29 protein-coding genes and 2 tRNA genes are annotated in these 26210 nt (G+C 66.4%); 24 read left to right on the top strand and 7 right to left on the bottom strand.

The genetic code is table 11. The annotated features are described in order from the left end of the window. The first annotated feature begins 319 nt into the window (after positions 1-319). The 9 genes from HNP51_RS17730 to HNP51_RS17690 all read left to right on the top strand — a co-directional run bounded on the left by HNP51_RS17730 (position 320) and on the right by HNP51_RS17690 (position 9701). Positions 320-637, top strand: a complete 318-nt coding sequence (locus HNP51_RS17730) for a hypothetical protein (RefSeq protein WP_184273866.1) — start codon at positions 320-322, stop codon at positions 635-637. Then, positions 634-807, top strand: coding sequence for a hypothetical protein (locus tag HNP51_RS17725; RefSeq protein WP_184273863.1), 174 nt, complete (start codon positions 634-636; stop codon positions 805-807). Before HNP51_RS17730 ends, HNP51_RS17725 begins: the two co-directional genes overlap by 4 nt. Positions 808-878: 71 nt before the next feature. Beyond that, positions 879-1517 (top strand): hypothetical protein, encoded by a 639-nt coding sequence (locus HNP51_RS17720; protein ID WP_184273861.1) that lies wholly within the window; start codon positions 879-881, stop codon positions 1515-1517. A 129-nt stretch (positions 1518-1646) separates the two neighbouring features. Continuing rightward, on the top strand, positions 1647-2903 hold the full coding sequence (locus HNP51_RS17715; RefSeq protein ID WP_184273858.1) for a phage major capsid protein: 1257 nt from the start codon (positions 1647-1649) through the stop codon (positions 2901-2903). Then, positions 2903-3442: an HK97 family phage prohead protease gene (locus HNP51_RS17710; protein ID WP_184273855.1), complete on the top strand. Its 540-nt coding sequence runs from the start codon at positions 2903-2905 to the stop codon at positions 3440-3442. Before HNP51_RS17715 ends, HNP51_RS17710 begins: the two co-directional genes overlap by 1 nt. Beyond that, positions 3439-4653, top strand: coding sequence for a phage portal protein (locus HNP51_RS17705; RefSeq protein WP_184273853.1), 1215 nt, complete (start codon positions 3439-3441; stop codon positions 4651-4653). Before HNP51_RS17710 ends, HNP51_RS17705 begins: the two co-directional genes overlap by 4 nt. Beyond that, positions 4646-4918 (top strand): head-tail connector protein, encoded by a 273-nt coding sequence (locus HNP51_RS17700; protein ID WP_184273850.1) that lies wholly within the window; start codon positions 4646-4648, stop codon positions 4916-4918. Before HNP51_RS17705 ends, HNP51_RS17700 begins: the two co-directional genes overlap by 8 nt. Positions 4919-5087: 169 nt before the next feature. Then, positions 5088-6155, top strand: coding sequence for a site-specific integrase (locus HNP51_RS17695; protein WP_184273846.1), 1068 nt, complete (start codon positions 5088-5090; stop codon positions 6153-6155). Between the two features lie 237 nt (positions 6156-6392). Next, a complete protein-coding gene (locus tag HNP51_RS17690; protein WP_184273843.1) occupies positions 6393-9701 on the top strand; it encodes an amidohydrolase family protein in 3309 nt (1102 codons plus the stop codon). 216 nt (positions 9702-9917) lie between these two features. Here HNP51_RS17690 and HNP51_RS17685 read toward each other — a convergent pair whose 3' ends face one another. From HNP51_RS17685 to HNP51_RS17670, 4 genes are all read right to left on the bottom strand, one after another. Beyond that, positions 9918-10574: a DedA family protein gene (locus HNP51_RS17685; RefSeq protein WP_184273841.1), complete on the bottom strand. Its 657-nt coding sequence runs from the start codon at positions 10572-10574 to the stop codon at positions 9918-9920. Positions 10575-10704: 130 nt separating this feature from the next. Then, positions 10705-11307, bottom strand: a complete 603-nt coding sequence (locus tag HNP51_RS17680) for a hypothetical protein (RefSeq protein WP_184273838.1) — start codon at positions 11305-11307, stop codon at positions 10705-10707. Between the two features lie 49 nt (positions 11308-11356). Then, entirely contained in the window at positions 11357-11848 is a 492-nt protein-coding gene (gene msrB / locus HNP51_RS17675) for a peptide-methionine (R)-S-oxide reductase MsrB (protein ID WP_184273835.1), read from the bottom strand. A 179-nt stretch (positions 11849-12027) separates the two neighbouring features. After that, the gene (locus HNP51_RS17670) at positions 12028-13506 is read right to left on the bottom strand and encodes a hypothetical protein (protein WP_184273832.1); all 1479 of its coding nucleotides are present in this window, start codon (positions 13504-13506) and stop codon (positions 12028-12030) included. A 178-nt stretch (positions 13507-13684) separates the two neighbouring features. On the opposite strand from HNP51_RS17670, the gene HNP51_RS17665 reads away from it, so the two are divergent. Then, a complete protein-coding gene (locus HNP51_RS17665) occupies positions 13685-14068 on the top strand; it encodes a DUF805 domain-containing protein (RefSeq protein ID WP_184273829.1) in 384 nt (127 codons plus the stop codon). Here HNP51_RS17665 and lipB read toward each other — a convergent pair. Beyond that, entirely contained in the window at positions 14065-14781 is a 717-nt protein-coding gene (lipB, locus tag HNP51_RS17660; RefSeq protein ID WP_184273826.1) for a lipoyl(octanoyl) transferase LipB, read from the bottom strand. The genes HNP51_RS17665 and lipB overlap by 4 nt on opposite strands. Before the next feature lie 9 nt (positions 14782-14790). Between lipB and HNP51_RS17655 the strand changes: the two genes are divergently transcribed. From HNP51_RS17655 to HNP51_RS18715, 7 genes are all read left to right on the top strand, one after another. Next, positions 14791-15096 (top strand): FliM/FliN family flagellar motor switch protein, encoded by a 306-nt coding sequence (locus HNP51_RS17655; protein ID WP_184273823.1) that lies wholly within the window; start codon positions 14791-14793, stop codon positions 15094-15096. Between the two features lie 148 nt (positions 15097-15244). Beyond that, positions 15245-15329, top strand: a tRNA-Leu gene (locus tag HNP51_RS17650). Positions 15330-15392: 63 nt separating this feature from the next. Next, on the top strand, positions 15393-16808 hold the full coding sequence (gene mgtE / locus HNP51_RS17645) for a magnesium transporter (RefSeq protein WP_184273820.1): 1416 nt from the start codon (positions 15393-15395) through the stop codon (positions 16806-16808). Between the two features lie 74 nt (positions 16809-16882). Beyond that, entirely contained in the window at positions 16883-17689 is an 807-nt protein-coding gene (locus HNP51_RS17640) for a lysozyme (protein WP_184273817.1), read from the top strand. Between the two features lie 42 nt (positions 17690-17731). Then, a complete protein-coding gene (locus tag HNP51_RS17635; protein WP_184273814.1) occupies positions 17732-18898 on the top strand; it encodes an isovaleryl-CoA dehydrogenase in 1167 nt (388 codons plus the stop codon). Positions 18899-18950: 52 nt separating this feature from the next. After that, positions 18951-19139: a DUF3008 family protein gene (locus HNP51_RS17630; protein ID WP_184273811.1), complete on the top strand. Its 189-nt coding sequence runs from the start codon at positions 18951-18953 to the stop codon at positions 19137-19139. A gap of 81 nt (positions 19140-19220) precedes the next feature. Beyond that, positions 19221-19997, top strand: coding sequence for an exopolysaccharide biosynthesis protein (locus tag HNP51_RS18715; RefSeq protein WP_184273808.1), 777 nt, complete (start codon positions 19221-19223; stop codon positions 19995-19997). 272 nt (positions 19998-20269) lie between these two features. Here HNP51_RS18715 and flaF read toward each other — a convergent pair whose 3' ends face one another. Both flaF and flbT read right to left on the bottom strand, forming a co-directional pair. Then, positions 20270-20632, bottom strand: coding sequence for a flagellar biosynthesis regulator FlaF (flaF, locus tag HNP51_RS17620; RefSeq protein ID WP_184273804.1), 363 nt, complete (start codon positions 20630-20632; stop codon positions 20270-20272). Next, positions 20592-21017 carry a flagellar biosynthesis repressor FlbT gene (gene flbT, locus HNP51_RS17615; RefSeq protein WP_184273801.1) on the bottom strand — a complete coding sequence of 142 codons (426 nt, stop codon included), beginning with the start codon at positions 21015-21017 and terminating at the stop codon, positions 20592-20594. The genes flaF and flbT overlap by 41 nt, the downstream gene beginning before the upstream one ends. A 178-nt stretch (positions 21018-21195) precedes the next feature. On the opposite strand from flbT, the gene HNP51_RS17610 reads away from it, so the two are divergent. The 7 genes from HNP51_RS17610 to HNP51_RS17580 all read left to right on the top strand — a co-directional run bounded on the left by HNP51_RS17610 (position 21196) and on the right by HNP51_RS17580 (position 25665). After that, positions 21196-21630 (top strand): hypothetical protein, encoded by a 435-nt coding sequence (locus tag HNP51_RS17610; RefSeq protein WP_184273798.1) that lies wholly within the window; start codon positions 21196-21198, stop codon positions 21628-21630. Next, positions 21627-21833 (top strand): hypothetical protein, encoded by a 207-nt coding sequence (locus HNP51_RS17605; protein ID WP_184273795.1) that lies wholly within the window; start codon positions 21627-21629, stop codon positions 21831-21833. Before HNP51_RS17610 ends, HNP51_RS17605 begins: the two co-directional genes overlap by 4 nt. A gap of 76 nt (positions 21834-21909) precedes the next feature. After that, positions 21910-22770, top strand: a complete 861-nt coding sequence (locus HNP51_RS17600) for a MoxR family ATPase (protein WP_184273792.1) — start codon at positions 21910-21912, stop codon at positions 22768-22770. 81 nt (positions 22771-22851) lie between these two features. Then, positions 22852-23766, top strand: coding sequence for a methyltransferase type 11 (locus HNP51_RS17595; protein WP_184273789.1), 915 nt, complete (start codon positions 22852-22854; stop codon positions 23764-23766). Between the two features lie 156 nt (positions 23767-23922). Beyond that, entirely contained in the window at positions 23923-24516 is a 594-nt protein-coding gene (locus tag HNP51_RS17590) for a YfbR-like 5'-deoxynucleotidase (RefSeq protein WP_184273947.1), read from the top strand. A 7-nt stretch (positions 24517-24523) separates the two neighbouring features. Beyond that, positions 24524-25480 (top strand): NrtR DNA-binding winged helix domain-containing protein, encoded by a 957-nt coding sequence (locus HNP51_RS17585; RefSeq protein ID WP_184273786.1) that lies wholly within the window; start codon positions 24524-24526, stop codon positions 25478-25480. A 95-nt stretch (positions 25481-25575) separates the two neighbouring features. Beyond that, positions 25576-25665, top strand: a tRNA-Ser gene (locus HNP51_RS17580). Positions 25666-26210: the final 545 nt, after the last annotated feature.

The raw sequence follows: 26210 nt of genomic DNA, 5'->3' as shown, positions 1-26210 counted from the left end.
CACCTAACAAGGGAGGAAGGGTCTTCACGCCTCGAGACGCGACAGTCCGACCCCACGCGTGTTCCAACAGCTTGCGGATAGCCTCTGGCCGAGAGAACCGTCCGCCATCTTCCTCGATCCAGTCGTCAAGGCGCTGGAGCTGATCGGGCTGTAAACGGACGCCTATGAGCGTCCCCTTGCCCGTCGCCGGGCGGCCTCTTGATTTTCTGTTATCACGGCTTGACGTCATGGTTAAAGTGATAACATAAAAGACGGACCGAGCAAGCGCTGGAACGCTTCGCCCGGCCCTAACCGCAACCGATCCTTAGGAGATCAGGTCATGGCTGAACACGCCAATAGCACAACTGCGCCCAGTGGGCAGATCGTTACTTTTCCACGCGCCTGTCGCCCCCCTCTTGATTCTGGCCGCCTTAATGCAGGCGACCCCCTCCCGGCAAACGTCGCTTGGCTGCGGGCTCCGCACGTTGTGCAGCGGGATTACACGGCAACATCAATCCTGTTGGGCGCGATAGTCAGCACTTTGACTCCCAAGCAGTTTGCCAAACTCACCGGAGATTTGCGCGCGCGCTGGCTGGCGGGAGACCACAGGGCGATGGCCGCGTTCAATCTGGGCGTGGAAGGCGCTTACGTGCAATGACCGTCGTCGCCCTCGATCCCGCCCGCACCTTCCGCCTGCGCCAGCGACTGGAGCGCGCCGTGGAAACCGCCATCGCCGCGCTCGACGCCCTAGATGCCGAGACTGAGGACCTGGAGGACGGCCACGACCAGGAATGGATCGATGAACGGGAACGGGAGGGGTATTACTGACCCATTGGTGAAAACTCCGTTGACAGTCGCGCGGCCTCATGGGACAAATCTCCCATGATGGAGATTGACCTGTGAGCGCCACGCCTGGACAACTGAAAGCGAAGGTCGCGGAGCTGTTCAAGCTCCCGGCCAACGCTGTCGATTACCCGTGGCGAGTGCTGCGCGAGGCGGGATTCGTGACCAAGGGCGGGCGCGGCGCAAGCGCAGCAAAGGTAACGCCTCACGATGCCGCCTTCCTTCTGATCGCAGTGGCCGGGCCGTTGCCTGCTGCTGATGTGCTGACCTCGGCGCTCCGTTACGGTGGTCTGCCGCTGCGCGATTCCAGCGTTGAAGGCCCAGACCTGCCGGAAGTGATCGCCTCCGCTGATACCTTCGTGGATGGGCTGGCGGGCCTGATAGCTGCGGCCGGCGATGGCACCCTGGAAGAGTATCGCGCCGCCATCGTGCGCAAGCCTGAATCTGATCCCCGCGTCCCCGGTCACTTCGGCATCGAAGTGACGCTCTACGGCGCTTACCCGCAGGCCGGTTTCCGAGTTTACGGCTCTAATGGACGCGCCGAGCGTCACTATAGCGCCCTGCCGACTGATCTGGACGCCCTTCAGTCTTGGGAAACAACCCAGCCCGGCGACGACAGCGACCTGTCCACCGTCAATCGTTTCAGCGGCCGCACGATTAGGGCGCTTGGCCAACTGATCGGAAGCGCCAAGTGAGCGCCGCATCCCCCTTTGCCGTCGTGAGACGCCAATTCCCCGCGCCCGTCCTGGGCCTGATGGAAACCCCCGCCGTCGTGAGACGCCCTTTCCCCGTGCCCTGCGTGGGCCTGATGGAGCTACCTACCTATGCGTAATCTGCCCGCCCTCCGCGAAAAGCGAGCCGCCAAGCGCGACGCCCTCAAGGCGATCGTGACGAAGGCGGAAAACGACAACCGCGACCTGACCGCCGAAGAGACGCAAGCCTTCGATGCTGGCCAGGCCGAAATCCGATCCCTCGATCAGCAAATCCAGCGCGCCGAGTTTTTGGCCGAGGACGAGCGCCGCGCCGACGCCGATCCGGTGGACGGTTCTGGCCGTCCCCGTGAGCTGCGCAACTACAGCCTGGCCCGCGCCCTGCAAGGCTCGATGACGGGCAAGATCACCGGCCTGGAGGCTGAGGTTCACCAAGACCTCGCTCGCGGCCGGGAGACGCGCGGCGTCATGGTCCCTACCGAGATCCTGATGGAAGCCCGCGCCCTGACCACGACGACCCCGGCGGGCGCCGCTGGCGGCAATCTGGTCCCGACCTCCCTCTATCCCGTCCGCGATCACCCGCGCCCCCGCCTGCTGGTGGAGAGCATGGGCGCCACGGTCCTGCGCAACCTGACCGGCAACATCGAACTGCCCCGCCTGTCGGATAGCGGTTCAGTGTCGTGGGTCGGTGAACATGAGGCCGTCACCCGCTCTGATCCCAAGTTCGCCAAGCAGGCGATGGGTCCGAAAACCGTGGGTGGCGAATACGAGATCAGCCGCCGCATGATCCTGCAATCGGCCGAAAGCATCGAAGACCTGCTGCGCCGCGACCTGGGCCAACTGCTGCAACAGGCGCTCGATAAGGCCGCCATCGCTGGCGCCGGTGGTGACGAGCCGGTGGGCATCCTGAACACGCCGGGCGTGCTGGCGGTGCCGCTGGAAGGCTCCCTGGCGGACACGACCAATGAGATGATCGCCGCGCTGGAGCTGGACGACCTGACCGGCACCACGGCCTTCTTGACGAACCCCGGCGTCATGCGCCTGGCGCGTCGCCAGAAGGACGCGGACGGCCACACCTTCAGCCTGGCCGAACTGTTCCACGGCCAGCGGGTCGAACAGACGACCCAGGTGCCCAACAACCTGGGCGACGACGAAGACCTGAACGCGCTGATCTACGGCATCTGGTCTGAACTGGTCATCGGCTACTGGTCGGGCGTCGATATCCTGGTGAACCCGTATCACAGCGACGTGGCCTCGAAGGGCGGCGTCCTGATCCACGCCTTCCTCGACGCTGACGTGGCCGTGCGCACCCCGGACGCCTTCAAGAAGGCTCTGGTTGCGGCCAACAGCTTCGCCCCGGTGGTCCCCTAATGGCTGGGCTCGCTCCTGAACGTCGGTCCGCTCCGGTCGAGGTCCGCGCTCGCGGCCGTCGGCTGGAGGGCTACGCCGCCCTGTTCGGGGTGCGAGCCCGGATCGGCACGACCGATGAAGAAATCCGGCAGGGGGCCTTCGCGGGCTCCCTGACCGCACGTCAGGACATTCTGGCCCTGGTGGATCACGACCCGAGCCGCCTGCTGGCCCGCACCCGCTCCGGCACGCTGCGGCTGTCGCAGGACTCGACCGGCCTGGCCTTCGACCTGGACGTGCCCGACACGACGGAAGGGCGCGATATCCTGGCCTTGGCCGAGCGCGGCGACCTCGGCGGCATGAGCTTCGGCTTTGACGTGCCCCCAGGCGGCGAGAGCCGCGCCAATGGGGTGCGCCAGCTTGAACGGGTGAACCTGCACGAAATCAGCATCGTGAAGGCGTGGCCAGCCTATGAGGGCACGGTGGTCACGGCTCGCTCGAAACAGGCCGAACGTCTCATGCGCATCGCTCACGCGCGGCTATATCTGGAGGCGCTGGCATGATCTGGCCCTTCAACAAGCGCGAGACGCGCGCCGCTGAAACCATCACCGCCTCTGATCCCTACCTGGCCGAATGGTTTGGTCTGCGTGGCATGGGCGGCGCTGGCGTGAACCCTGACACCCTCATGTCCAACAGCGCCGTTGCGGTGCGCTGCGTCAACCTGCGTTCGGAGATGCTGGCCAGCGTTGGCCTGTTCGTCTTCCGGCGCACCGCTGACGGCGGCCGCGAGCGCGCGAACGACCTGCCCCTGTATCCGGTCCTGCACGACCTGATGAACCCGCAAATGACGGCCTATGAGGGCCGCGAGTTCCTGATCCGCTCGCTGGACCTGCACGGCAACGCCTTCGCCCGCATCGAGCGCGACAACAGGGGCGCGGTGGTGGCCCTGTATCCGCTGGCGCCCGGCATCGTCACCGTCGAGAAGCTTTCGAGCGGTCGCCTGCGCTATCGCGTCAGCGAGCCCTCTGGCGGCGTCACCATCCTGCTGCAAGAAGAGATGCTGCACATTCGCGGTCCCTCGCGCGACGGCATGATGGGCGTGTCGGCCATTCAGTTCGGCCGGGCCTCGATGGGCCTGCGCATCGCCCAGGCGGAAACCGCCCAAAGCCTGATTGAGAACGGCCTGCGTCCCTCGGGCGTCATGTCCTACGACGAGCGCCTGACCGGCGACGCGCGGGTGAAGATCAGGGAGGCCGTCGCAGACCGCCTTCAGGGCGCGAACAACGCGGGCCAGCTCCTGATTATGGACGGTGGTGCAAAATACACGCCCCTGTCGTGGACGGCCGAAGACGCCGAGTTCCTGGGCAGTCAGAAGCTGTCCAATGAGGATGTGGCTCGCCTGTTCGGGGTTCCGCCTACGTCGGTCGGCATCACCGACAAATCGACCTACAGCAACACCGAGCAAGAGGCCCGGTCGCTGGTGGCGAACTGCCTGGGGCCGCTGGCCAGCCGGATTGAGGCGGCCATGCTGCGCTGTCTGCTGACGGATGAAAGCCGCCGGTCGCTCTACATCGAGCACGACCTTGCCGCGCTGCTGAAGGGTGACGTGCAGGCCCGCTTCGAGGCTTACCGCATCGGCCGCGAGATCGGGGTGTTCAGCCCGAACGATATCCGCCGCCGTGAGAACGAGACGCCCATCCCCGGCGGTGACGTTTACCATCAACCGGCGAACTGGACGCCGCTGGGCTCTGCCCCGGAGGCCGCCAATGGCTGATCCGATCATCACCCTGGACGAGGCCAAGGCCTACCTCCGCGTCGATTACAACGAAGAGGACGACCTGATCGAGCAGCTGATCGCGACGGCTTCGGAAAGCGCCCTGGCGCACGCCGACGGCCTGCAACCCGGCGACGACGTGCCCGAGAGCGTCCGCACGGCGGCGCTGATCCATGTCGCTCGCCTGTTCGATAGCCGCCACAACGAAGAGCAGCCCCCGGCCGCCCTCACGCTCGCTAACCGCTATCGGAGGTGGGACGTCTGATGGGGTGGCCGGTCATCAAAACGGCGAAGAGTCTGGTCTCCGAGGGCTTGGTCCCTTGGTCAGAAACCGCGCTGGTCAAGATGGCCCGCACATATGGCGTCGGGCGCAAGCACGGCCGAACCTACGTCTTCACCCCGAGCGACATCGAGAACCTTCTGGAGCGTCTGCCATGCCCCTCACCCTCAAACGACGACACGGCTCGCCATACTGGTATCTCCGCGGGACCATCCGGGGCCTCGTCGTTGACGAAAGCACTCGCACTAGCGACCGCAAAGCCGCGGAAGAAATCCGTGCGATCCGCGAAGCCGAGCTCCTCAAGCGATCGGTCCACGGTGATTCCGCTACACGCACATTCGCGGAGGCCGCGCTGAGCTACATGGAGACTGGCGGGGAAGGCACACACTTGGCCCCCATCCTAAAAGCCATCGGCCTGAAACCGCTTGCGGCAATCGGCCAAGCCGAGATCGACGCCTTGGCGAAGAAGCTGAAGCCTAGCGCCGCCCCCTCGACGCTGAACCGCCACATCTACACGCCTGTCGCCGCCGTGCTGCACCACGCCGCCCGCAAGCGGTGGTGCGAAAAGCCGGTGATCGCTCGCCCCAAAGAGCCGAAGGGCCGTATCCGGTGGGTGACGCACGAAGAAGCTGAGCGGTTGATACAAGCCGCTGCGCCCCATCTGCGCCCTCTGGTGGTCTTCCTGTTCTCGACCGGCGCCCGCATCTCCGAGGCGCTGTATCTGGACTGGCGCGACGTGGACCTCGAACGGGCGCACGTCGTGTTCCCCAAAACGAAGAATAACGAGCCGAGAGGCGTCCCGCTGCACCCGCGCGCTGTCGCGGCCCTCTCGACCCTCCCCCATCGTGACGGAGCCGTTTTCCGGCGCTCGCTCCCCACCACGCTGGCGAACGGTCGGACCACGCCGCTGGGCGATCCCTATGAGATCCGAGAGGGCGGTGGTGGGCAAATCAAGACGGCCTGGGCCGGTATGATTCGCCGAGCGGGGATCGACGACTTCTCGCCGCACGACTGCCGCCACACCTGGGCCACTTGGCACTATCAGGCCAACCGCGACCTGACCGCTCTGATGGAGCTGGGCGGCTGGAAGAGCGCCGCAATGGTCATGCGCTACGCCCACGTCAACACTTCCCACCTCGCCGGTTCGATTGGCGAGATATGGGGAAAATCCGGGGACCGGGGACACTCGGGAACCATCAAACCCAAGCACGGAGCCGCTTAGAGCGATGTTCGGAATTTCCTTGGTAAGGCTGAGGTCGTGGGTTCGATTCCCCCCGGCGGCACCATCCGGACCCTTGCAGATCAATGATTTGCAAGGGTCCGGTCCAATCTTCCCGACAATCCGATGCGATATCTTGACGCGGTCGAATTGCGTCCCTTCGACGCCTGGCGTCTGGTCAAGACCGCTCCGCTCCCGCTAGACCTTCCGACCTCGGTTTGAGGGGTATGGGGGCTTTCCATGAAGCGTAGTTTGTTGACCACCGTCGCGGCTCTGGCCGTGGCCTTCCCGGCGTTCGCGCAAAACACGGCTCAGACCGCACCGGCCAGCGATTCGACAGCGACCGCCGCGACCACGCCCGCCAAGCCTAAATGGGACGTCCAGAACCCGCCCGGCGCGTCGCACGACGCGACCATCGACGTCACCGAGGGCACCTGGATGTCGCTGGACGTCAGCCCTGACGGCCGCGAGATCGTCTTCGACCTGCTGGGCGACATCTATGTCATGCCGATCAGCGGCGGCGAGGCCCGCGCCATCGCCTCGGGCGTCGCCTGGGACATGCAGCCCAAGTTCTCGCCAGACGGTCGCTCCATCGCCTTCACCTCCGACCGGGGCGGCGGCGATAACCTGTGGGTCATGGACCGCGACGGCTCCAACGCCAAGCAGGTGTCGAACGAGACCTTCCGCCTGCTGACCCAGCCCGACTGGTCGCCGGACGGCCAGTTCGTCGTCGGCCGCAAGCACTTCACCTCGTCGCGCTCGCTGGGCGCAGGCGAGATGTGGATGTATCACCGCGCGGGCGGCGGCGGCGTGCAACTGACCGAGCGCCGCACCCAGCAGAAGGACACGGGCGAGCCCGCCTTCTCGCCCGACGGCCGCTATCTCTACTTCAGCGATGATTCCACGCCGGGCGGCGTGTTCGACTATTCCAAGGACCCGAACACCCAGATCTATGTGATCCGGCGCCTGGATCGCGAAACGGGCGAGATCACGCCCTTCGTCACCGGCCCGGGCGGCTCGATTCGTCCCACCCCCTCGCCTGACGGCAAGTCCTTGGCCTTCATCCGGCGCGACCGGTACAAGTCCGTCCTCTACGTCATGGACCTCGAATCGGGCCGCGAGACCCCGATCCACGACGGCCTGGACCGCGACCTGCAGGAAACCTGGGCCATCCACGGCGTCTATCCGACGATGAGCTGGACGCCCGACAACCGTTCGATCGTCTTCTGGGCCGGCGGCAAGATCCATCGCATCGACGTGGCCTCCAAGGCCGTCAGCGAAATCCCCTTCCACGTCGCCGACACCCGCCGCGTGCAGGAGGCCGTGCGCTTCCCCGTCGAGGTCGCGCCTGACCAGTTCGACGTGAAGATGGTCCGCTGGGCCCAGACCTCGCCGGACGGCTCCAAGGTGGTGTTCGAGGCCCTGGGCAACCTGTGGATTCGCGACCTGCGGAACGGCGTCGCCGGCGCCCCGCGCCGCCTGACGCGCCAGAGCGACCACTTCGAACTCTACCCCTCCTGGTCCCGCGACGGCCGCTCCATCGTCTATACGACCTGGAATGATCAGGACCTGGGCACGCTGCGCGTGATTCCCGCCGCCGGCGGCGAAGGCCGCGTCATCAGCGCCCATCCCGGTCACTACCTTGAGCCGCAGTTCTCGCCGGACGGCCAGACGATCGTCTATCGCACCTCCAGCGACGGCTTCCTGCGCACCGCCCTGTGGAGCCGCGAGCCGGGCGTCTATCGCACCTCGGTGCGCGGCGGCGAGCCGACCCTGATCACCGAGAACGGCTCCAACCCGCAGTTCGGCGCCCGCAACGACCGGATCTTCCTGACCGCGCGCGACGGCGACAAGCGCGTGCTGAAATCGGTCAACCTGTCGGGCGACGACGAACGCAAGCACCTGAGCAGCGAATGGGCGGCCGAGTTCTCGGTCTCGCCGGATGAGCATTGGGTGGCCTGGACCGAGCGTTTCAACGCCTATGTCACGCCCTTCGTCGCCACGGGCCGCGCCGTCACGGTCGGCGCGGAGACCAAGGCCCTGCCCCAGACCCGCGTGACCCGCGACGCGGGCGAATGGCTGCACTGGTCCGGCGATTCCAGCCGCCTGCAATGGTCGATGGGACCGGAGCTGTTCTCGCGCCCGCTGAGCGAAAGCTTCGCCTTCGCCGAGGGCGCACCGGCCGACCTGCCCAAGCCCGCCGAGCATGGCGTCAAGATCGGCTTCAGCGCCGACTACGCCAAGCCGACCGGCCGCGTGGTCCTGAGCGGCGCCCGCCTGATCACCATGAAGGGCGACGAGGTCATCGAGGACGGCGTGGTCGTGATCAACGGCAACCGCATCGAGGCCATCGGCCCGCGCGGCTCCGTCACGGTTCCCGCTGACGCCCGCGTCATGGACATGGCGGGCAAGACCATCATCCCCGGCCTGGTGGACGCTCACTGGCACGGCTCGATGGGCTCGGACGAGATCATCCCGCAGCAGTCCTGGGTCAACTACGCCGCCCTCGCCTTCGGCGTGACCACCATCCACGACCCGTCCAATGATTCGAGCGAGATCTTCGCCCACAGCGAACTGGCCAAGGCCGGCAAGGTGGTTGGTCCGCGCATATTCTCGACCGGCACCATCCTGTACGGGGCGGCGACGCCCTTTACGGCCCAGGTCAATGATCTGGACGACGCCCTGTCCAACCTACGCCGGATGCAGGCCGTCGGCGCCTGGAGCGTCAAGAGCTACAACCAGCCCCGCCGCGATCAGCGTCAGCAGATCCTGGAGGCCGCGCGCGAACTGGGCATGATGGTCGTGCCCGAGGGCGGGTCCCTGTATCAGCATAACATGAGCATGGTGGTGGACGGCCACACCACGATCGAGCACTCGATCCCGCTGGCCCGTCTCTATGCCGACGTGCATCAGCTGTGGCGTCAGACCAAGGTGGCCTACACCCCGACCCTGGTCGTGGCCTATGGCGGCAACTGGGGCGAGAATTACTGGTATCAGGCCACGGACGTCTGGAACGACCCGATCCTGACGAAGTATGTGCCGCGCCGCATCCTGGACAGCCGCGCCCGTCGCCCGGTCCACGTGCAGCCGGACGAGCTGAACCACATCTCCATCGCCCGCGAGGCCAAGCGCCTGTCGGACGAAGGCGTGTCGGTGCAGATCGGCGCCCACGGCCAACGCGAAGGCCTCGGCGCCCACTGGGAGCTGTGGATGTTCGAACAGGGCGGCATGACCCCGCACGAGGCCCTGCGCGTCGGCACGCTGAACGGCGCTGCGGCGCTCGGCATGGACAAGGACATCGGCTCGCTGGAGACCGGCAAGCTGGCCGACATGGTCGTGCTGGACGCCAACCCGCTGGAGAACCTGCGCAACACGGTCAAGATCGGCTACACCATGATCAACGGCCGTATCTTCGACAACCACATGAACGAGGTGGGTCAGGCCCCGCGTCAGCCCTTCTGGCACCAGAGCGCCGAAGGCCAGGCCTGGAGCGCCGGCGCCGCCTCCGCCGAGGCCGATGCACACGGCCACGCGCACGGTCACGACTGACGCGCGTCAGTCCTGAAAACGAAGAAGGCCCGACCATCCGGTCGGGCCTTCTTTCATGGGCGGCGTGCGCGGCCCACCCTCTCTCACCGTCATCCTCGGGCTTGACCCGAGGATCGGATTGTCCGCCTACGCGACGCTAGCAAGGGCGAGTTCGCCCCTCCGCTCGATCCTCGGGTCAAGCCCGAGGATGACGGCCGTTAAATGCGGATGGGGGAATTACTTGACCGCCGCAGCCAGCAAGGCCGACCGCTTGGCCGCCCTGCCCTTCATCCAGCGCATGGCGACGACGGCGACGACGACCAGAGCGCCAAAGGCGATCAGCATTAGAGTGGGCCCGTGAGCCTCGCTCATGAACTCCAGTTGCGCCAGACCCTTGGCTGCCAGATAGCCCGGCGCCAGCATGGCCAGAACCCAGACAAAGGCCGAGGTGACGTTGGCCAGCTGGAACACCCGCTGACGCATCCGCAGCACGCCGACCATGACCGGCACGAAGGCGCGCAGCGGACCGAAGAAGCGACCGATAAAGATGGAGGCCACGCCGTAACGACGGCAATAGAGCCGCGTCCAGGCGATCTTGCGACGGTGGGGCAACAGCAGGGGCTGGCGCAGCACGCCCGTGCCCAGGCGGCGACCGATCCAGTAGGAGATGGCGTCGCCCATGACCGCGCCGATGACGCAGCCGGCGATGACGGTCAGGGGGTCGAGCACGCCCGCGGCCACCAGACCGCCTGCGGCGACCAGCAGACCCGTGGCCGGCACAAAGGCGCCGATCACCACCAGCGACTCGAAGAAGGTGACAGCCCCTAGAACGACCCCGGCCCAGACATGGTGTCTGGCGATGAAATCGGCGGCCGAACTAAGCAAACTATCCATACTGGTCCTCTAATCTCCCGAGGCATATGGGAGATCGCCCCCGAAAGGGAATGCGGCGATGGGACGCTTCGGCGGAAACAGTCCCCGCCGTGGCGCGAACGCCTCAGTCCCATTCGAGGCCTAGAGGTCTTTAGCGGCCGATTTCGAGCGAAACGCCGGCGGAACTGGACGTGCCCTGGGCTGTGTCGGGGCGAACGCGCAGCGGCGCATAGGGCCGACCACGGAAATAGGTCCCCTCAAAGCCCGGCGGCTCCATCACGCCGAACGGACGGGCGTAGCCGCCGTAGGGACCGCCATAGCCCCAAGGCGAGCCGTAGCCATAGCCCCAGGGGCTGTTCTTGGTCTGGCTGACGCTGAGGTTCAGTGTTCCAGTCTCGCCCAGCGGCAGCGACACCGCCGCCGCATAGTCCTCATAGCCGCCGGTGCCGAAGCCCACGCTGAATTCGCCGTGCATCTTGCGCGGCTCGCTTTCGGCCCAGGGATCAGCCGGCGCGTTGCTGACGGTCTCCGCCGTGCGTTCGCCGATCCAGCGAGCGATCTGCTCGTCAGTGGACAGCCCATGCGGGGCGGCGCTCTGCACCGTCGTGCTGGGCGAAGCATCGGTTGTGGATGCGGCAAGGGCGGCGGCGGTCGCCGTCAGCACGGATTGATCGCCGCGCGGCGCGGTCGTGACCACGCCCTCAGGGTCCATGTTCGCCAGCATCATCGCGGCGGCGGCCAGTTCGATCATCATGCGCCCGTACTCCCGTTCATCATCACCCTAACTGTAAATGCGGCTAAGGTCAGGCGGTCCCGTCGCCGCGCCCCAGGGGATCGGGCAAGGCCCCACCTTCCGGCACGAAGCTGAGGGCGACCGAGTTGATGCAGTAGCGCAGGCCGGACGGCGGCGGGCCGTCGGGGAAGACATGGCCCTGATGACTGTCGCAGCGGGCACAACGCGTTTCGACCCGGACCATGCCATAGGTCTCGTCACGAACGGCCCGAACATGGGCCTCGTCCACCGGGACGCTGAAACTGGGCCAGCCGGTGCCGCTCTCGAACTTGGTCGCCGAACGGAACAGCGGCAGACCGCATTCGCGGCAGCAGAAGACGCCTGCCCGCTTCTCGCCCAGCAAGGTCCCGCAGAAGGGCGCCTCGGTGCCGTGGGCCAGCAGGACGCGCTTTTCCTCTGGCGACAGATCAGCCTCCAGCGCCACACGCTGGCTCTCGCTCGGCGGGGTCAGATCAAAGCCCGAGGGCGAACGCAGCGGCGTGGGGGATTCGGTCTGGGTCATATGCCCAAAATAGGAAGGGCCGGACGATGTTTCCACCGTCCGGCCCCTTTAGTTCAAATCGCTTCAACGGGCCTCAAGTAGCCCGCGGGCGGTAGGCCCCTAGAACATGGCCTCACGTAGCGCGAAGCGCGGCAGGCCCTAGATCATGGCCTCAAGTAGCCCGAAGGGCGGTAGGTCTACTAGAAGAGGCCACCGACCCAGGCGCGCACCGCGGCTTCGTCGGTCGGGTTGCCGGTGTAGGTGAGGCCTTGCGCGGGGACATAGCCCTGGTTGTTGCCGCGCTGACGCGTGGTCCAGGCCTTGTGGCCGTAGCTGAGGTCCGAATAGTTCGACGGCAGACGCTGCACGGTCGGCTCGATGAAGATCGAGTCCACGCCGGTGGCCGAACCCGCCAGTTGCACGTTCGGCAGTCGGGTCAGCAGGTCCAGGGTGTCGAGGCAGCCGTTGGTGCAGCCGCCGTCGACCAGAACCACGACCTTGCCCTGCACCGGGTTGGCGGCGCCGGTGTCGGCGACCGACGGACGGCCCGGCATGACGAAGGTCGGCTGACCGGCGGCGATGGCCGAGTCGAAGGCGGCGACGATAGCCTGGGTCTGTTCGATGACCGGAGCCGATTCCTGCACAAAGCGCGGGTCGGCCTGCATACGGCCGAGCGTATCGGCGAACCACTGGCGGTTGGCCGGGGTGGCGCGATAGGTGACCTGACCGGCCTCCGGCTGGCGGCTGACGGTGAACTCGGGCGTCCAGATGCGGTTGGCCAGGCCATAGCCGCGCGCCGTGGCGTTGGCCGAGTCGCCGTCGGCGGCCCGCAGGTCGATGACCAGGCCTTGCGCGCCGCGCAGCGTGCCGACCTGGGCCTCGACCTGGGCGAAGAAGGCGTCCCAGCCAGCGTTGTCTTCCATCGAGTTCACATGAACCCACGGGCGACCATCGACCTGTTCGATCGACAGCTTGGTCGCGCCCGGCGTGAACACCGAAGCCCGGTAGGCGGCCTCCAGATTAGCCGGCGTCGCGGGTTGAGGGCTGAGGGTATAGTCGCGGGTGCGGCGGCCGACCTGGAACTCGCAGGTCGACGGCACGCCGCCGGCCATCGGGTTGTTACGGTTCCACAGCAGATAGGGGGCGGTGCGAACGCGACCGGCCTCGGTCGTCAGGTCGCCTTCGAAACGATCCAGCTTGGCCTTGGCGACCTCTTCGATGGGCTGGATGTTGCAGCTCTTGACCACGGCGCCGAGCGGCGGCGCGCCGCGCACGCCGGGCTGAACGTAGGAAACGACATACTGACCGTTGCGCCAGGCCGTGGCCACGCCGGGCCAGCTGGTGGCGAAGAAGGGGCTGGCCCCTTCAAACGTCGGCCGCGTTGCGATGTTGGAATCGCGGAAACCCGTCGCGTAGTAGCGCAGCAGATAGGCGTGGCTTTCGCCGCTGTTGACTTGACCGGCCTTGCCCAGGGCGTCCTGCAGGCCGGCGTCGATCCAGCTGCGGAAGGCCTCGCTGGCGGCGCCCGGCACCACGGCGGCGGGGTGGTTGGCCTTCAGGGCGTCGTGCGTCGCCTGAAGGTCCTGACGCGCGAGGTCGCTGAAGTTCTGGGCGGAAGCGCCGCCGGCCGCAAAGGCCAGAGCGAGAACAGCCGCCGAGGCGGTGAGCAGACGTTGCATGGAGGATACTCCCAGAGGGCCGTCGAAACGCGGTTTCGCCGTGTTTAAACCCAAGAAAGGCCCGCGTTAAAGCCCCGCGACGAATTGACCGCGACGCTTGCCCTCGCCCCGGCCGGTTTACTCATGTCGGTCAGCGCCCTAAGCGACATTGGTTCACCCTTGCCAGAGCCGCAGTCGGATGCACCGCTTCTCAGATCTGTTCCTGACGTCCAGCGGCCGCATCGGCCGCATCGCCTTCATCCTGGGCGCAGGTCTCGTGTTGGCGATCTGGGCGACGTTCGACCTTTTGGCCCCCCTGAAGGCGCGCGACCTCGCGGGATGGCTCGTGGCGGCCGCCCTGCTCTACAGCGGCGCCTGCCTGCTGTCGCAGCGGCTTCACGATCGGGGGCGTTCGGGCTGGTGGAGCGGGCCGATCCTGCTGGCCTTCGCCATGGCCTGGCCTCGCCCCCAGGCGCCGTTCGACTGGATCGCTCTGGGGCTGCTGGTTCTGGTCGCCGTCGACCTGATCCTGCTGCCCGGGCAGAAGGCGTTCAACCGCTACGGCGCGCCGCCACAGACCTAAAGAGGAGCTTCGCCCGTTTCGACCGCGCCGAACACGCGCTGGAACGAGGCCTTCAAGGCTCCGTCCGCCTCGTCCATGGTCGCCAGAACGCCCAGATCAACCAGACTGGTGACGCCATGCTCGGTGATGCCGCAGGGCACGATGCCGCCGAAATGATCCAGGTCCGGCTCCACGTTCAGGCTGATGCCGTGGAAACTGACCCATTTGCGCACCTTGACGCCGATGGCGGCGATCTTGTCCTCGCGAGACCAGCCCGCGCCCTTGCGCTCGACCCAGACGCCGACGCGCCCCTCGCGCATGCCAGCATCGACGCCGAACTGGTCCAGGGCGCCGATGATCCAGTCTTCCAGACCATGCACGAAGGCGCGCACGTCCTTGCCGCGCTTGTTCAGGTCCAGCATGACATAGGCCACGCGCTGGCCCGGTCCGTGATAGGTGAACTGCCCGCCCCGCCCCGTGCGGTGGACAGGGAAACGGTCGGGCGCCAGCAGGTCGTCATCCTTGGCCGAGACACCCGCCGTATAAAGGGGCGGATGCTCCAACAGCCAGACCACCTCCTCGGCCTCGCCCGCCGCAATGGCCGCAACGCGGGCCTCCATGGCGGCAACGGCAGGTTCATAGTCGACATAGCCGGTAGAGACCGCCCATTGCACGGGGCGACCGTCCATGCGGATCAAAGAAGGTTCGGAGATACTTAACGGGTCGGCAAGCATGACGCTTCAATGTGTCTCTCGACGCGGCGGCGCAAGGGCCTCCCGTTCATAGTGAGTATCATCTTGAGCCAGATCGAAGCCGTCGAAGTCGAGATTTCGGTCGTGCTGGGCCGTTCGGTCCTGCCGATGCAACAGCTGCTGCGCATGGGTCGCGGCGCGGTAATCCCGCTCGACGCCTCGGAACGCGACGAGGTCTGGATCCTGGCCAACAACCACCCGGTGGCGCGCGGCGAGATCGAGATTCGCGACGACCGCATCGCCATCACTGTCACCCGCCCCGCCGACATCTACGACTTCATGGCCGGGGCGGCTTGATGTGGAGCCGCGGTCAAAAGGCTCCGCCTTTTCGACCCGACGCGGCTCAGGAGAGCAAATCGGCAGGAAAATCGCCGCCTTCGCCTATTTCCGCAAAAGCCTCTTTTCTTTCCGTCGCCTCTCCGCTATTGCCCGCCCTCCGATGCGAGCGGTCGTGGCGGAATTGGTAGACGCGCAGCGTTGAGGTCGCTGTGGGGCAACCCGTGGAAGTTCGAGTCTTCTCGACCGCACCATCGACCTGACAGGGCGACATTCGGCTTTCTACCAAGGCTGAAAACATTCGGGGAGGCAGACACGTGACCCACACGGATTCCGCCTCCCCGGCCCCTGCAGCCGAAATCGAAACCGAAGATCACGTCGCCCTCGGCGAGGACTATGCCCTGACGGCGTCCTTCGTCGAAAAGGTCGTGGACGCCGCCGACGACGGCGACGGCATGCGCCTGCGCGGCCTGCTGGAAGACCTGCACCCCGCCGACGTCGCCGACCTGATGGGCTTCCTGACGTCAGAGCACCGCGCCGTCGTGGTGCAGTGGCTGCCGCCGGAACTTTTGGCCGACACCCTGCCCGAGCTCGACGACGGCATCCGCGAGGAAGTGCTGGAGCGGGTGCCTCACCTGACGCTGGCCGAAGCCCTGCAGGAACTGGACTCCGACGACGCCGCCGCCGTGGTCGAGGACCTGGAGGACGACCAGCGCGAGAAGGTGCTGGCCGCCATGCCCGAGGGCGATCGCGCCGCGATCGAAAGCTCGCTGGGCTATCCCGAGGATTCCGCCGGCCGTCTGATGCAGCGCGAGGTCATGGCCGCGCCCCTGTTCTGGAACGTCGGCGACACCATCGACCATGTCCGCCGCCAGGGCGAGGACCTGCCCGAGCTCTTCTTCGACATCTATGTGGTCGATCCGTTGAACCGCCCGGTCGGCGGCGTGGCCATCAGCCGCCTGCTGCGCGCGCCGCGGGAGACGCCGCTGTCCGAGCTGATGCAGCCGGTCAACGCCATCGACGTCGATGTCGACCAGGAAGAGGTCGCCTACATCTTCGAGAAGTACAACCTGATCTCGGCCCCCGTCGTCGACACCGGCGGGCGGCTGGTCGGTCAGCTGACGGTCGATGACATCGTTCACATCATTCAGGAAGAAAACCGCGAGGACATCCTGCGGCTGGCCGGCGTCTCGGACGAAGACCGGGCGTCGGGGGTGTTTGAAATTGTGCGCGGTCGCGTGCCCTGGCTGGGCATCAACCTGTTCACGGCCGTCCTCGGCGCCGGGGTCATCGCCTTCTTCGAGGGCACGATCGAGCAGATCGTCGCCCTGGCCGTGCTGATGCCCATCGTCTCGGCCATCGGCGGCAACGCCGGCACCCAGGCCCTGGCGGTGACGGTCCGCGCCTTGGCCACGCGTGAGCTGACCTCGTCCAACGCCGTGCGCACCTTCTGGCGCGAGATGATGGTGGGCCTGGTCAACGGCCTGGTGCTTTCGCCTCTGATCGGCCTGGCGGCGGGCGTCTGGTTCCAGGACTGGCGCCTGGGCGCGGTGATCGCCACGGCCATGATCCTGAACCTGCTGGTCGCGGCCACGGTCGGCGTGCTGACGCCGCTGACCCTGTCCAAGCTGAAGTTCGACCCCGCCGTATCGTCGGCCGTCTTCGTGACGGCCACGACAGACTTCTTCGGCTTCCTGATCTTCCTCGGCCTGGCGACCATCGTCCTTCTCTGAGCCGACGCGGTTCGGAACGCGGTTTGCTGCTTCGCCTTTCGGGCGAGCGCGCCCGTACCGAATTGGGTCAGTCCGTGTCCGCAACTCCGTTCCAGCGACTGAAGGTGTCCCGCGAGGGCCTGCTTCTGATCAAGAGCTTCGAGGGCTTCCGCCCCCGGACCGTACGTCGTCGCGACGGCGTGCCGGTCATCGGCTATGGCCACACCCAGTCCGCCCGGCCCGGCGCCGCGATCAGCGAGGCCGAGGCGGAACTGCTGCTGCAATACGACCTGCTGCCCATTGTCGAGGCCATCAACAGCCGCGTCTCGATCCCCCTGAACCAGCATCAGTTCGACGCCCTGGCCAGCTTCATCTTCTCGGTCGGCGTCCAGCGCTTTGAAAGCTCCGACGTACTGGAGCAGTTGAACGCGGGCGCCCCCGCGCGCGCCGCCGAGGCCCTGAGCGGCTGGCCGGATCGAGTCCAGCCGCCCGTCGACGCCCCCTATCGCCGCCGCTCCGCCGAACGCGCCCTGTTCGACGCCGCGCCCGACCGTCCCGCGCCGCTGGACCTGCTGCTGACCGCCCCCGTTCAAAGCCCAGCCGCCAAGGCCGAGGCGTCCGCCGAGGACGAAGCCCCCGCCACGGTTCAGATTCTGCGCCACGAGAAGCGCCCGCCCCAGAGCCCTGCCTGGAACGACACCGGCGCCGTCGTCTTCATCGGCGGCATCGGCCTGCTGGCCTTTGCCGCGGGCATCGCCGCCTTCCGCCGGGTTCTGGCGGGCCATCAAGCCACGGACGGCACCATCCTGATCGGCGGCGTCCTGGCCGCCATCGGCCTGATTTTCATCAGCGTCGCGGGCTGGAACCTGACGCGCAAGCGGAACAATAAGAGCGTCGCCTGACGCCACTTTGCGAAGCGCGTGCGCGATGCTACGCCTTGCGGCATGAGCATTCCCTTCGCGCCCCAATCCATGGAATTCGGCCTCGGCGAGAACGCCGACGCCATTCGTGAAACCACCGCCCGCTGGGCCGCCGACCGGCTGGCCCCCCTCGCCGCCGAAATCGACGAGAAGAACGAGTTCAAACGCGAACTCTGGCCCGAGATGGGCGAGCTGGGTCTGCACGGCATCACGGTTGAGGAAGAGTTCGGCGGCCTCGGCCTCGGCTACCTCGAACACGTGGTGGCGATGGAGGAAGTGTCGCGCGCTTCGGCCTCGATCGGCCTCAGCTACGGCGCCCACTCCAACCTGTGCGTCAACCAGATCCGCCGCTGGGGCACGCCGGAGCAGAAGCAGAAATACCTGCCCAAGCTGATCTCCGGCGAGCACGTCGGCTCGCTGGCCATGTCGGAAGCCGGTTCGGGCTCGGACGTCATGTCGATGCGCACCCGGGCCGACAAGAAGAGCGACCGCTACGTCCTGAACGGCACCAAGTTCTGGATCACGAACGCCCCCTCGGCCGACACCCTGGTCGTTTACGCCAAGTCCGACCCCGAGGCCGGCTCCAAGGGCTGCACCGCCTTCATCGTCGAGCGCGGCATGAAGGGCTTCAGCGTCTCCAAGAAGCTGGACAAGATGGGCATGCGCGGCTCCGACACCGCCGAACTGGTGTTCGAGGACTGCGAGATCCCGGAAGAGAACGTCATGGGCCCCGTAGGCGGCGGCGCCGGCGTGCTGATGAGCGGTCTGGACTATGAGCGTGCCGTCCTGTCGGGCGGACCGCTGGGCATCATGCAGGCGGCGCTGGACGTCGTCCTGCCCTACGTTCGGGATCGCAAGCAGTTCGGTAAGCCCATCGGCAGCTTCCAGCTGATGCAGGCCAAGGTCGCCGACATGTACGTCGCCCTGAACAGCGCCCGCGCCTATGTCTATGCCGTGGCCCGCGCCTGCGATCAGGGCAAGACCACCCGCTACGATGCAGCCGGAGCGATCCTGCTGGCCTCGGAAAACGCAGTGAAGGTGTCGCTGGAGGCCGTTCAGGCCCTGGGCGGCGCCGGCTACACCAAGGAATGGCCGGTCGAGCGCCTGGTCCGCGACGCCAAGCTCTATGACATCGGCGCCGGCACCAACGAAATCCGCCGCTTCCTGATCGGGCGCGAGCTTCTGGGCTGACGGAACGACACGGCGGGCGGACGGTTTCTTTTGCTCACGCAGGAGAGCCGCCATGCCCGCCAAATCCGCCGCTCAACAGAAGGCCGCCGGGGCCGCCCTGTCCGCAAAACGCGGCGAAACGCCGAAATTCAAGCTGAAAGGCGCGTCGAAATCCATGATGGAGTCGATGAGCGAAAAGCAGCTTGAGGAATTCGCCCATACTCCGCGCAAGGGCAAACCCGAGCACGTGACGAAACATTAAGCCGCACCCTATGCGTGAGGGATGGCGCAGGGTTCGCGCCGCCCCTAACTTGGCGAACATTCGCTCCCCGAGTCTCGCCTGATGACGCTTGTTTCCCCGCCGCCGCCCGATGAGAGCCGGACGTTTTCGGACGTTCTGGAATCTCTGGGCCATGGCGACGATCCCAAGCTGACCTTGAAGGAAATGGTCGAGGCCTTTGGCGAACGGGGCTTCGGCGCCGTCATCCTGATGCTGTCGCTGATGGCCCTGCTGCCCTGGCCCCCAGGGGGAAAGGCGGTATTCTCGGCCCCCATCATCCTGATCGCAGCCGAACTGGCCCTGCAACGCGACAAGGTCTGGCTGCCGCGCTGGCTGATGAAGGTCACGCTTGGCCGCGAGACCTACCGGCGGCTGCTGGCCTCTCACTTCGCCGCCCCGCGCTGGCTTCGTCGCTGGGTTCTGCTGTGCGAGGTTCAGATCGGCTTCGGTCGATGGTCCGCCCGCTACGGCTTTTCAGACTGGGTTCGGCAAGCGGTCAGGAAGCGCCCCGACAGCCCGACGACCATTGAGCTTCTGCGGCGCGCCGAACGCCTGACCCGACCCCGCTGGCCCGTAATGACAGGCGAGGCCGCCGATGTCGTGATCGGGATCATCTGCATCCTTCTGGCCATGATGATGGCCTTGCCCGTGCCGTTCGGCGACGCCCTGCCCGGCCTGACGCTGGCCATCTTCGGCCTGGCCATCATTCAGAGAGACGGCGTCTTCATCGTCGCAGGACTGACCGGGACGGCCATCTGCACTGTCTATCTGGCCCTGGTGTGGACCACCGTCGTAGCCATTGTTCACGGCATCGCGCACTGGTTCGGCGCGCTGTTCTAGCGCTCAAGCAGCGCGCAGCGCGATAGCGCACATATCAAGATACAAAAAGCGCCGCCGGGTTGCCCCAGCGACGCTTCATTGTCTGACCGCGAACGGTCTAACCGCTGCCTCCCCGAAGGATCAGGCCCGGACCTCCCGCGAGGTCCAGATCGCGGCTGGCGCTCGCGATTGATGACAATGAGACACTGGCCACCTCCTTTCAGCTGCTTGAACAGGAAGGTCAGGCTAGGACTGGTCGCGGCCTGACGTAAAGGCCGCTCCCGCCATCGTGATCAGGCCGGTTGAGGCGAGGGCGCGAGGCCCTGCATGACCATGCGATTGATGTCGATCAGGGTCTCGAAATCCCCCTCGCCGCGCATGACCGCCGAGCTGTGGCGACCGATGAACAGATCCAGTGAAATGATCTGCGCCCGCAAAGCCTGCGGCATGGCGTTGGTCGAGTCGCTGCACGACGTGGACAGGGTCGACCACAATCGACGGTTCCAGTCGATCGCGTCGATCCGGGTGGCGATGTCCGACTTGTCGACCGTGGACGCGTGCATCAGGGCGCGCGTCACCTGGCCGAACAGCCGGTATTCCATTTCGCGCGGTGATTCAGCCCGCGTCGCCGCCGTCTTGTACGCTTGAAGCGACATTGCCGAGCCTTTGGTCTTCGTAATCCACGATCTTACGGGCGCCCATCAGGGCCTTGTAGTACTGTCGCGCCAGTACGTGCTTGGAGCAGGCCACGCATTCCGTCAAAATGTCCGGGTTGCGGACCGCGCCCATGAATTCGGTCAGGCGCAGAGCGAACTCGTCATAGAAGTTCGCGGCGGACGCCTCGTCCAGATACATCATCATGACGGGGAAATAGATGCGGCGCGCGGGCGTGGTGACGTCCTCGGGCTGCATGATGTCCTTCTCGCGAAGAACGCTGGCCTTGTTCTGCAGGACCAGCACGCCGCGCCGGTCGCCGTTCTGGACGACGGCGCCGTTCAGGACGAATTTCTCGCCGGGCTTGAGCGATAGTTTCAGCGGCAAAAGGGAATCTCCGTGGCGCGCCCCAACCTGAACGGTCGGCGGCTGAAGAACTGTAAAGCAGCGTGGTTAACCATCTCTTCACTCGCGACTGCGGGAAACGCCGCGTGGATTGACGCCTGGCGAAAGAACGGAACGTCGCGCCAGCCTGCGCCGTTACCTCTTCACCTAGGAGGCGCAGATGAGCAGACCGGAGATCGATTTCGACGCCCAGGATCACGCCGAGGTCTATGACGAGACCCACATCGACGATGAAGGCGACGGCGAGTTGTCGCTGGACGAGGCGGACGACGTTCTGGATGTCACCCAGGCCGATGGCGACGCGGACGACGAAACCTTTGACGAGGATGATCTGGACCTGGATCGTGACCTGGCTCTGGACGGCGTCGAAGCCGAGGCCGACGCCCTGCTGGGGGTCGATTCGGTCCGCCTCAGCGAGGCCGACGCCAATGGCGAAGTCGCCTCCGCGCCCGACGAAGTTGAACTGGTCTACGCCGGTCTGATGCGCAACCAGCGCGGGGCCCAGGCCAGCGCCGCCCACTGGGAGGCCAAGCGCCTCTCCGACGACGACATTGAGGACCTGGGCTACGGCCCCGACACCGAGGAGAGAGCATGAGCGAGCATCACCCCACCAAGGCCCACGAAGACGCCGATCCCAACACCCCGCCCGCCAAGAAGGCCCCGCGCGAGGAAGGCAAGCCGGACCAGCTGAAGGACAAGGAAAAAGAGGCCGAGAACCGCCAGGAAGCCCTGCTCGACGAAGGCGTCGAAGAAACCTTCCCCGCCAGCGATCCCGTCTCCGCCAAACGCATCACCTGACCCTCGCCACGCAGCCTGTTCAGCCGCGTCCTGATAAGCTACCTGCTCCTGTCCCCCCGATTGGAGCAGGTCTTTCATGAGCCGGTTCGAAGGCACATCCGACTATATCGCCACCGATGATCTGAAGATCGCGGTGAACGCCGCCGTGGCGCTGGAGCGCCCGCTGCTGATCAAGGGCGAGCCGGGCACCGGCAAGACGGTTCTGGCCTATGAACTGGCGCGGGCGCTGAACGCGCCGCTGATCACCTGGCACGTCAAGTCGACGACCAAGGCCCACAACGGCCTCTATGAATACGACGCCGTCAGCCGTCTGCGCGACAGCCAGCTGGGCGACGCGCGGGTCCACGACGTCCGCAACTACCTGAAGAAGGGCAAGCTGTGGGAGGCCTTCACCGCCCCGACCCGGCCCGTCCTGCTGATCGACGAGATCGACAAGGCCGACATCGAGTTCCCCAACGACCTGCTGCAGGAACTCGACCGCATGGAGTTCTACGTTCAGGAGATCGACGAGACGATCCGCGCCGAAATCCGTCCCGTCGTCGTCATCACGTCCAACAATGAAAAGGAATTGCCGGACGCCTTCCTGCGCCGCTGCTTCTTCCACTACATCCGCTTCCCCGACGCTGAGACCATGCAAGACATCGTCGAGGTCCACTTCCCCGGCATCAAGCCGCGCCTGGTGGCCGAGGCCCTGCGGACCTTCTACGAAATCCGCGATACGCCGGGCCTGAAGAAAAAACCTTCGACGTCGGAGCTTCTCGACTGGCTGAAACTGCTCCTGGTCGATGATGTCTCGCCCGAGACCTTGCGTGAGAAGACCCCGGGCAAGCTCATCCCGCCGCTGCATGGCGCCCTGCTCAAGAATGAGCAGGATGTGCACCTGTTCGAACGGCTGGCCTTTCTGAATCGGCGCGAAGGCGGCCGTCCCGGAAGCTGACTTCCGCCGCGACGATTACCGCGATTTCACTGGATTACGCGTCCCCAAGGCGCACTATCGGGCCTCGAACAGGAGCCGACCATGCACCATCTCGTTTGGCCCGTTTGCGCCCTGGCCCTGATGACCGCCGCTTGCGACGACGCCGGCGTCAGCAGCAAGGTGCGCATCACCACCAGTTCGTCCGACAGCGACGGCAAGGGCGTGCTGAAGGTCGTCGACACCCTGCAATGCCCACAGACCCAGGGCGTGCTGACGCGCAAGGGCTCGGCCCGGGCCGACGGCGCCACCTGTGTTTACAGCGGGCCGCGCGGCGCCGAGGTGACGCTGCATCTGGTGGCGTTGAACGGCGGTTCCAGTCAGGAGGCGCTGAAGGCCTTCGAAGACAGGCTGTCCGCCAGCCTGCCCGAAGCCCTGGCCGACGCTCGGGCCGACGACGCCCGCAGCCAGGCCGAAGCTGCACGCGCCGATGCGGAGGCCGCGCGCGCCGATGCTGACGCCGCCCGCGCCGAGGCCGATGCGGCCAGAGCTGAGGCGCAGGGCGGACCGGGCTCGACCGCCCCCCGCTCGACTGCCCACGTCAGCGCGCCCGGCGTCCATATCGAAGCCCAGGACGAAAAGGCCACGGTTCGCCTGCCCGGCATGCGGATCGAGGCCGACGGCGATCGCGCCAACATCAAGATCGGCGGCATCACCATTCGCGCCGACGACAAGTCTAGCCAGGTCAACGTCCGCTCCAAGGACGACGTCGTCAGCATCGACGCTCACGACGGCGCCGCCCGCATCCGCACCCAGGCGCCGGGCCAGGCGGTGCGCGCCACCTTCCTGATGACCACCAACACCCCATCGGCTGAAACCGGCTGGCGCATGGTCGGCTATGAGGCGCGCGGTCCGGTTGGCGGCCCGATCGTCGTCGCCGCCATCCGCACCAAGGATCGCAATGAAAACCGCATCGTAGACGCCGCCAAGGCCCTGGTGACCCTCAACGTCGGGGATTAACCCCCACGAATCGCAACGCTTGCCCTTGATCGGGCGTTCGGGATGGGTCACCTCACCTGCCCCATGCGCAGGACCCCGAACTTGGCCGAAGAACACGAAGACCTGGCGCCCAAGCCCAAGCCCAGAACCCCCAAGCCCCCGCGCGCCTGGCAGCGGATGCTGTCCGGCCGCCGCCTGGACCTGCTCGACCCCTCGCCGTTCGACATCGAGATCGAGGACATCGCCCACGGCCTGGCCCGCGTTGCCCGTTGGAACGGCCAGACCATCGGCGAGCACGCCTTCTCGGTCGCCCAGCACTCCTTGGTGGTCGAAGAGATCGCCGCCCACATCCGTCCGGGTCTGGAGCCGAAATGGCGGCTGGCCGCCCTGCTGCACGACGCCTCTGAATACGTGATCGGCGACATGATCTCGCCGTTCAAGTCGGCGCTCGGCGCCGGCTACAAGGACTTCGAGGCCCGTCTCGAAGCCGCCATCCACGTCCGCTTCCAGCTGCCGCCCAAGACGCCACAGACCATCAAGACCCTGATCAAGAAGGCCGACCGCGCCTGCGCCTTCTATGAGGCGACGCAGCTGGCGGGCTTCAACCGCCGCGAGTCGCTGCAGATCTTCGGCACCCCGCCCGCCGGCTACGACCTGATCATCGACCCCCTGCCCGCCTCGGTGGCGCAGCAGCGCTATCTGGACCGCTACCGCGTTCTGGCCGAAGCTGTCGGCATCCTGCCCGGCGCCGACGCCTGGCACACGGAATAGGGACTGCATGACGCAAGGGGCGGCGACCCAGGGCAACGAGCAAGGCGTGCGGATCGGCCTGTCGGCCGTGGTCATCGCCCTGCGCGCCGGTCAGGCCGTGGTCCTGACCACCCACGCCGCCGACGGCGCCCCGGCCCTGCCCTTCGGCCCCTTCGACCCGGCCCGCGATCGCACCTTCGAACTGGCCCTGCGCGCCTTCGTGACCCAGCAGACCGGCTTTCCGCTCGGCTTTGTCGAACAACTCTACACCTTCGGCGACGCGGGCCGCGCCTCGCCACGCGCCACGCCGGGCCCTGAGCGCGCACGCGAGGTCTCGGTCGGCTATCTGGCCCTGACCGCTGACGCGCCCGAGGCCCCCGGCCTGGACGCCGCCTGGACCCCCGTCTTCGACATCTTCCCGTGGGAGGACTGGCGCGACGGCCCGCCCCCCGTGATGACGACCCTCTCGCCCGCCCTGCGCGCTTGGGCTGCTGATGACGCCCGCCGCCTGGGTCGGGCCGAGACCCTGTTCGCCCTGACGCCGGATCGCCGCTGGAACGAGGAGCGGGTGCTGGAACGCTATGAGCTGCTCTACGAGGCCGGGCTGGTCGCCGAGTCGGCCCGCGACCACGATCGCCCCGCCTCGCCGCCCCTGAGCGATATGCCGATGGCCTCCGACCACCGCCGCATCGTCGCCACAGCCCTGGGCCGTCTGCGCAGCAAGCTGAAGTACCGGCCTGTCCTGTTCGACCTGACGCCCGACACCTTCACCCTGTCCGCCCTGCAGGCCGCCGCCGAGGCCGTGGCGGGGCTGTCCCTGCACAAGCAGAACTTCCGCCGTGGCGTCGAACGCGCCGGCCTGGTTCAGGCCACAGGCGTGTTTTCCAGCGATACCGGCGGTCGTCCGGCAGAGCTTTTCCGCTTCGTCGGCGTCGATCCCCTGGGCGGTCCCGCCCCCGGCCTGACCCTGCCCGGACAGCGCTGAAACTTTTATCGAATTTCTTGTCTAGAATCGCTTGCGGCCCGCCGCGCCTTTGACTAGAGAAGCCCCTCGCTCGACCAAGCGAATATCGGCCCCGCGGAGAGGTGGCAGAGTGGTCGAATGTACCGCACTCGAAATGCGGCGTACGTGGAAGCGTACCGTGGGTTCGAATCCCACCCTCTCCGCCACCGGCCTTGATTTCATTGAACTTTTCCCCACTCGGGGGCCTCACCCATCAAACCACCCATCAAAAACTCTACGCCTGAATCCCACCTTTTCACGGCTGTTCAGGTGGCGCCATGGTGTTTCAAAGACCTTGAGGCCGCGCCGCTCTCCGCTTGATCATGCCAGATGGCTTCGCCCCCACGCCTTCGCCTCGACGAAGCCAGGTCATATAGAGATTGAACAGAATCTCCCCCTTGGCGACGCCCACGCGACGCGCGCGCCGGCCCTTGCCGCGATAGACTTCGAAACCTGCTAGTCGCCCGGTCCGCTTCGCCATCATCCGTCTCCGACTCATTCTCGCACGAGCTTCACCCATTCTCGGGCTTCCCTGAACCCACGACCGCGCGGGCCCCATCCCGTCACTCGGACGATCTTTGTCCGTCGCCCGCCACCTAGGTCGGCAAAGCGCCAGTAGCATGCGTAATCGGGCGGTCCTGCGAAGGGGCAAGCTCCCATAGAGTGCTCGGCTCAGTCCGAGATGAAGGGAGACGACGATGTTCTACGCTGC

The organism is Brevundimonas bullata, from assembly GCF_014207965.1.
GTDB classification, from domain to species: domain Bacteria; phylum Pseudomonadota; class Alphaproteobacteria; order Caulobacterales; family Caulobacteraceae; genus Brevundimonas; species Brevundimonas bullata_A.
Note: the sequence above shows the minus strand (reverse complement) of the source record. Positions and strands in the feature narration are given on the sequence as shown.